The sequence below is a fragment of the Kitasatospora nipponensis genome (assembly GCF_039528135.1).
GTDB lineage: Bacteria > Actinomycetota > Actinomycetes > Streptomycetales > Streptomycetaceae > Kitasatospora > Kitasatospora nipponensis.
In genome coordinates this window covers 1-7,048 of record NZ_BAAALF010000290.1, presented here as the reverse complement: position 1 = coordinate 7,048, position 7,048 = coordinate 1, and the positions used below count along the sequence as shown (strand labels likewise).

Genomic DNA, 7,048 nt, shown 5'->3' with positions numbered 1-7,048 from the left:
GGGCCCAGGAGCCGGTGGTGCGCTCCTGGGCCGTCGACCGGCGGGCGGGACCCGCCGGGTGGTACCGACGGGCGGGACCCGCCGGTTCGTTCAGCCGCGCCGGCCGGCGCGGCTACCGTCTGTGCTGATCAGCCGCTCACGAGCGGTGCGGATCAGAGACAGAGCAGGGTGCTGACGGTGCTGTTGCCGCAGTTGACGACGCTCAGCGTGCTGGGGTCGTCCGGACGCGCCTCCTCGATCGGGGTCTCCAGGGCCTGCAGCTCCAGGATGTCCATGGTGTGCTCCTCTGCTGGGTGGTCGGGTGGTGCACCCGGCGGTCGCCGGGGGTCGGTGGGGGCACCGGGGTGCCCGGGGGTGCCCGTCAGGGACGGGCGGCGGGGCCGGCGGTGGCCGGGCCGGCGCCGGTGGTGGGTCCGAGCAGCGGCAGGCCGTCGGTCCCGGCGAGCGCGGCGCCCAGCGCCAGCAGCACACCGGCCGAGCCGGTCGCCAGGTCCGTCGACAGTCGCAGCAACTGCTCACCGGGGAAGGCGGGGTGACCCTGGTAGGGGACCAGGTGCCAGGTCAGCAGCCGGCGGTGGCGCTCGATCAGCGCCGCCACCGCGGCCCGCCGTTCGGCCGGCAGCACCGGGGCGCCGGGCGCACCCGCGGGAGTGGGCGCGGTGCGCAGCAGCCGGTCCAGGTAGAGGATCAGCCCGGCCCGCCCGCTGAAGAGGTTCGGCAGGATGACGAACTCGGCGCCGGCCGCGCGTTGCAGGGCTTCCTCGTGAGCGGCCGCCGGGGCGGTGGGCCGGTGTTCGAGGTAGTCGCGCAGGACCAGGCCGATCCCGGTGCTGCCCAGCTCCAGATAGGGCAGGAGCCTTTTGCCGTCCGGCACTTGGAGGGTTCCGTCGCTGCCGGTCAGGCAGCGCGCCAGGTCCTGGTCCAGCGCGGTGCCGGCGCGGTCCAGGAACTCCCGGTGGCCGGTGCGCTCGTGGAGCCGCAGGAAGGCCAGCGCCGTCCCGCTCGCGCCGCGCAGCAGCCCGGTCGGCCCGGTCGGGGCGTCGTGGGCCGGGTCGGGCCGGCCCGCGTCCTTGTCCTGCCGCTCGGCCAACAGCCGGCCGGCCGCCACGGCCTGCGCCAACAGCCCGCCGTCCCCCGTGCGGTGGGCGAAGTGCAACAGGGTCAGCGCGGTGCCGGCCAGGCCGCCGGCCAGCTCGCTGCTCTGCTCCTCCAGCGGCAGCCCGGTCAGCCGGTCGAGCAGCCGGTGGGCCTCCTCGGGGCGTCCGAGCAGGTCCAGGACGTAGGCCACGCCGTGGCTGCCGGTGTACAGGCCGGGGCGCGGGCTGCGGCGCGCCTCGGCGTCGACCAGCCACTGCACGTGCTCGGCGGCCACCGGTGCCCCGGTGCTGTGCAGGGCGTACAGCACGCCGGCCGCGCCGTAGGAGAGCGAGAGCGCGTCCACGCCGAACTGGGCGATGTCGCCGGGGAAGAGCCGGTCCTCGCGCTGCGGGGTGGCGGTGGCGGTGATGCCGGCGGTGAGCGCGTCGCGCAGCTCCGGCCAGTGCGGGTGCGGGGTGTCCAGCAGCGCGCCGAGGCGGCGTCGCTCGGCGCTGCTGGAGGGCGGCCGGGCAGCGGCGCTGGTGGCCTGCGGCCCGGCCGGCGGGCGGCGCAGCTCGGCGGCGAAGCCGGCCGGCAGGCGGAAGCGGCGCACCGCCGCCTCGACCAGGTCCTCGGCCTTGCCCGGGTCGAGGGCGAGCAACTGCTGCAGCGGCAGGAAGAACCAGAGCCGCAGCGCCGCCAGGGCGCGCAGGTCCACCTCCGTGCCGCTCAGGCCGGGGGTCGCGAAGCCCGCCGCACCCAGCGCCGGGCGCACGAACTCATCGGTGCGGCTGGCGAGTTCGAAGTCGAGGAAGGTGACCTTGCGGTCCGCGCCGACCATCAGGTTCTGCGGGTGCAGGTCGCCGAAGACCACGCCGCGGGCGTGGATCGCGGCCAGCCCCTGCTCGATGCGCTCCAGCAGTTCCAGCGCCCGCTCGGTGTAGTCGGCGACCTCGGTGTCGGTCGGGTCGGGGTGCACCAGCGGGTACTCGCGGGCCAGCCAGGCGTTCAGGGTCTCGCCCTCGACGAACTCCTGCACCAGGAAGTGGTGTTCCCAGGCCGTCACGGTGTCGACCAGCTCCGGCACCTGCGGGACGTCCGCCAACAGGCGCAGCATCTCCCGTTCGTGGCCCAGCCGGGTGACCGCGTCGGTGCCGCGCTGGTCGAGACCGGCGTGCGGGCGGGCCTCCTTGAGGACCAACTGCCGTCCGGTGTCGGGGTCCTCGGCCAGGTAGATGCCCCCGGCGTTGGAGAAGTGCAGGGCCCGCACGACCCGGTAGGGCAGGCTGCCGGAGCGGGCCGCGCGGCGCTCGTCCACCGCGGTCCGCAGGAACGCCGGGACCGGTGCCCAGGGCGGCAGTTCGAAGACCGGCGCGCGGACGTCCGGCACCAGGGTGCCGTGCGGATCGGCGAAGGCGAGCTGCGCGCCGCCGTCCGCCGCGGGCATCCTGCGCTCCACGAACGCGCCGTAGCGCAGGTAGAGCGGGCCCTGGCGCCAGCGCAGGTCGCTCAGCACGTACGGGCCGCTCTCGCCGCCCAGCTCCTCGCCCAGGTCGAGCAGACATCGCTCCAACTGGTCGTCGTCGAGCGGGTAGAGGGTGCAGAACTTGCCGCTGGCGGCGCGCGGGGCGTACTTGGCGTTCTGCAGGTGCAGCATCGGCAGGCCGCGCAGGAACTTGAACGGCAGCCCGTCGCGCAGGCAGTACGCCCGCACCGTGGCCAGCACCCGCTCGGCGTTCTCCAGGCCCGCCGAGACGTGCACCTTCCACCCCTGCGCCGGCAGTTCGACGTCCTGCGGGTAGCAGCCGGCCCAGCTGTCGCGGTCCCGGCGGATCCAGCCGGGCGGCGGTGGTTCGGCCACGGCCGGGAACTCCTCGTGGGCGCCCCAGCGCAGCGGTGAGTCGTAGAAGAGCGGGTCGGCGAAGGAGTGCGCCTCGTACCGCGTGTCCACTCGAACCCCCCAGAGGTCGGCAGTCGGCCCGGCTCGGCGCCGACGGCAGGCCGAAGCGGAAGTGCAGGTGATCGAAGAAGGAGGACGCCCAGGTGGCAGCCGGACGGGCTGGTGCCCTGTCTCGTCATGCCCGGGGTCGGGCCGGCTGGTGGTGGCTCGCTGCGGCCCGTTCCGAGCATGGACCGGCCGGGTCGGCGATCGACAGGGGTGCGGAGGCCTTTGGCCGAATATGCCGGTGGCGCATGGGGGGTCGTCGTGCCGCGCACCCGGGGTGCATCGACACTGCGCTGTGTATCCGGACGATTCCCTTGTGTCACCGCGCGCGCCAGTGGGCGGAGCGGCAAAGCGCGAGGTGGCCGGCCTGCCGCCGGTCCGGGAGGGCGCCGCGCGGCCCGCCCGGAGCGGCGGCGCACGGGGGGTGGTGCGCCCCCTGACGTGGGTGGCCGGTTCGGCTCGCCCGCGTCTGTCGCGTGCATGGCCGATTCTCTCCGGCTCCCCATCGGGCGCATCCGTGGGACCGACCGGACGGCTGGGGTGGCGCGGGGCAGTGGTGCCGATGGAATGATTCGGACCCGCCGCGGCGGGGATCCGGCCGCGCGAGGGTGGGGCCGGGACCCGGGTGGGGGGTACCGAGGGTCCCGGCCAGGGAGGTGCCGACCGTTGGCACGGCCGGCCTGCTCAGCAGCCACAGCGGGGGCGGATGGGGCTGCTGTGACGGGAATGCTAGACCCGCCGGGGCGCCGTGAAAAGCCTCCTGAGCAGGCAATTTCCCGGGCGCGGACATGCCACCGGTCAGGCCCGCCGGTCAGGTCCACCGGCCGGCGCCGGCGCCGGCCGGATCAGGCGACGGCGGGGACGGCGGTGGTGGCCAGCTTGTCGGCGAAGGTCTGCCGCCGGGCGTCCCAGAGCGGCCAGAACCAGCCGAGCAGGCAGGGCAGCGTGTCCAGCAGGTGGGCCAGGTCGCGCAGGAAGGCCCGCAGCACGCCCACCGGCCGCCCGTCGTCCAGCCGCACCAGCCGCAGGCCCATCAGCTGCCGGCCCCAGCTCTGGCCGGTGCGGCCGGCCTGGTACCAGCGGTCGTAGCCGAAGAGCGCCAGCGAGACGAAGAGCATGCCCACCTGGAGGCCCACGTTGTCCGGGTCGACGACGCCGGCGATGATGTTCGGCGCCGCGCAGGCCAGCACGTCGATGAGCAGGGACACCACCCGTACCGACCAGTGGGCGTAGTTCAACGCGCTCTCCTCGGCTGTTCGGGGACGGTCCACCCCTCCAGCCTCACCGGAACCAGGCCCCCCGCAAGCCCGGCTGCGCCGAGCGAGGCGCGCGGGGTGCGCGGGCGCGGCGGGTGCGGGGGCCGGAACGCCGCCCAGGGTTCGCCAGGGCTCAGCAGAGGGTGCCGCGGGAGGTGCCGCGGGCCCCCGCCGCCGCGACCGGGGCGAGCGGGGCGGAGGCGACGGGGACGGCGGCCAGCGCCGTGCCCAGCCCCCCGGCCTCTGGGACCCCCAGATGGTCGGCGAGCTTCAGCGCCTGGCCCAGCAGGTCGACGCCGTGCGCGGTGCGGCCGGCCAGCAGCGCGCAGTCGCCCAGCCCGGCCAGCGCCCGCGCCTCCTCCAGCGGCAGTCCGGCCGCCCGGGCGCCCTGCAGCGCGGTCGCGAACTCGGCCGCCGCCCGGTCGGCCCCGGTCGGCGCGCCGGCCGCGGTGGCCGCGGCGGCCGCCGCCGCCCGCGCCTCGCGCAGCCGCAGCCGCCCCAGCACGTTGCGGGTCTCCGCCTCACCCACGGTGTCCCCGCGCTCGCGGCAGAGCGCCAGCGCCTGCCGCAGCTGCCCCTCGGCCGCCACCGGCTGCCCGAGCGAGAGCAGGACGTCCCCCAGGTGGGCGAGCACCCGGGACTCGCCGAGGCGGTCGCCCTGCTCGCGGTAGAGCTCCAGGGCGTCGCGCAGGCTCCCCTCGGCCTCGGCGTGGCGGCCGGTGGCCTGCTGGAGCACGCCCAGGTAGGCCAGCGTGTTCATCCGCCCGCGGGCCTCGTCCAGCTCGTGGTACATGGTGCGGGCCCGGCGCAGGTCCGCCTCGGCGGCCGTGTACTGGCCGGTGACCAGCTGCACGGCGCCCAGGGCCATCAGCGCGTTCGCGTGCCCGATCCGGTTGCCCAGGCCCTGGTAGAGGGTGAGCGCCTGGCGGTGCGCCGCCTGGGCGGCCGCGTACCAGCCGGTCAGCTGGTGCAGCGAGCCCAGGCCCGCCAGCGCGTACGCCTCGCCGGGGCGGTCCTCGCGGGCCCGGCACAGCGCCAGCGCCTGCTGCAGGCTGTCCTCGGCCGCGGACAGGTCGCCGGTCAGCTGCTGGATCAGGCTCAGCTCGCTGAGCACCGCGCTCTGCCCGGTGCGGTTGCCCACCGCCCGGAACAGCTCCAGCGCCCGGGTCGCGTGCCCGGTGGCCTGCCGGTACTCCCCGGTGATCCGGCCCAGGATGCCCAGCTGGCTCAGCGCCTCCGCCTGCCCGTACGGGTCGAGCGCCGCGTCGGAGAGCTCCAGGGCCCGCTCGAAGTACCCGCGGGAGGCCCCGTTGTCGCCGAAGGTGCGCTCCATGGCGCCCAGCTGGACCAGCACCGCCGCCTGCCCGGTGGGCTCGGCCAGTTGCTCGAACAGGGCCAGCGCCTGGCGCAGGTGCTCGCCGCCGACCTCGTGCTCGCCGGTCAGGCGCTGGAAGGTGCCCAGGTGGGTGAGGGCCTCGGCCCGGCCGTGCCGGTCGGCGATGCGCAGCGCGGTCTCCAGCGCGGTGCGGTGCAGGGCGCGGGCCAGGTTCCAGTGGCCCTGGTTGCGCAGCAGCTCGTGCAGGGCGGCCGGCAGCCGTACGGCGTGCACGGGGTGGCCGTGGCCGGCGGCGTACTCGACGGCCGCGTGCAGGTTGCCCAGCTCGGTGCGCAGCCAGGCGTTGGCCGCCTCCTCGGTGGGCAGGTCGGCCGCCGTGGCGGCGGCCGGCGCGGGTCCCGCCGGCGGGCGACGGCCGGCCAGGTGCCGGTCGGCGACCAGCGCGCTGGCCAGGTAGTGGTCGAGCAGCCGGCCGATCGAGGCCTCGCGCACCTGGGGCCCGTCCTCGGCGCCGAGCGTGCGGGCGTGCTCGCGGATCAGGTCGTGCATCCGGTAGCGGCCGCGCACCGGCTCGTCGACCAGGTGGTGGTCCTCCAGCTCCTCCAGCAGCCGCCGGGCGGTCACCAGGTCGGTGCCGCCGAGCGCCGCGGCCACGCAGGCGTCGAAGGTGTCGCCGGGATAGAGGCCCAGCCGGCGGAAGAGCAACCGCTGCGGGGGCGTCAGGTCCCGGTAGGAGAGGTCGAAGGCGGCGGCAACCGAGACGTCCTCGGCGCGCAGCGCGGCCAGCCGGCCGGCCGCCGCCACCAGGTCCGGGACCAGGTCGGCCACCGACCAGGCCCGCCGGTGGCGCAGCCGGGCCGCGGTGAGGTGGATGGCCAGCGGGAGGTAGCCGCAGAGCCGGACCAGCTCCACCACCGAGGGGTGGTCGCGCAGCAGGTCGGAGCGGGCCGCGGTGGCGGTGAACAGCGCGGCGGCCTCGTCCGGCGGCAGCACGTTCAGGGTGATCGGCACGGCGTCGCCCAGGGCCGGCAGCCGGCGCCGACTGGTGACCAGCACCAGGCTGCCGGGGGTGCCCGGCAGCAGCGGGCGGACCTGCTCGCTGCTGCGGGCGTCGTCGAGCAGCAGCAGCATCCGCCGCCCCGCCAGCCGGCTGCGCCACAGGCCGGCCCGGGCGTCCAGGTCGGCCGGGATCTGCTGCGGTGCCGCGCCGACGGTCAGCAGGAGGGCGGCCAGCGCGTCGGCGGGGTCGACGGCCGGGGTGCCGGGGGTGTGGGCGTGCAGCGGGAGGAAGATCTGGCCGTCGGGGAAGTCGGCGGCCAGCCGGTGGGCGGCGTGGATCGCCAGCGCGCTCTTGCCCACCCCCGGCATGCCGTCCACGGCGTGGATGCCGACCACGCCGCCCTCGCCGGTGCCGGCCCGGCAGGCGGCCAGCAG

Annotated in this window: 4 protein-coding genes; all 4 read right to left on the bottom strand. The window is 76.4% G+C overall.

The features are described 5' to 3' along the window. Positions 1-152: 152 nt before the first annotated feature. Positions 153-275 carry a SapB/AmfS family lanthipeptide gene (locus ABD323_RS38485; RefSeq protein ID WP_344446758.1) on the bottom strand — a complete coding sequence of 41 codons (123 nt, stop codon included), beginning with the start codon at positions 273-275 and terminating at the stop codon, positions 153-155. An 86-nt stretch (positions 276-361) separates the two neighbouring features. After that, positions 362-3,028 carry a class III lanthionine synthetase LanKC gene (gene lanKC, locus ABD323_RS38480; protein WP_344446757.1) on the bottom strand — a complete coding sequence of 889 codons (2,667 nt, stop codon included), beginning with the start codon at positions 3,026-3,028 and terminating at the stop codon, positions 362-364. A gap of 839 nt (positions 3,029-3,867) precedes the next feature. Next, positions 3,868-4,260: an RDD family protein gene (locus ABD323_RS38475; RefSeq protein WP_344446756.1), complete on the bottom strand. Its 393-nt coding sequence runs from the start codon at positions 4,258-4,260 to the stop codon at positions 3,868-3,870. A gap of 151 nt (positions 4,261-4,411) precedes the next feature. Next, on the bottom strand, positions 4,412-7,048 hold a 2,637-nt coding region (locus tag ABD323_RS38470), incomplete at its 5' end, for an ATP-binding protein (RefSeq protein ID WP_344446755.1).

What these genes read in the sequence shown, in the direction of transcription:
- ABD323_RS38485 (WP_344446758.1), bottom strand. Translation starts at nt 275, where the DNA reads ATGGACATCCTGGAGCTGCAGGCCCTGGAGACCCCGATCGAGGAGGCG.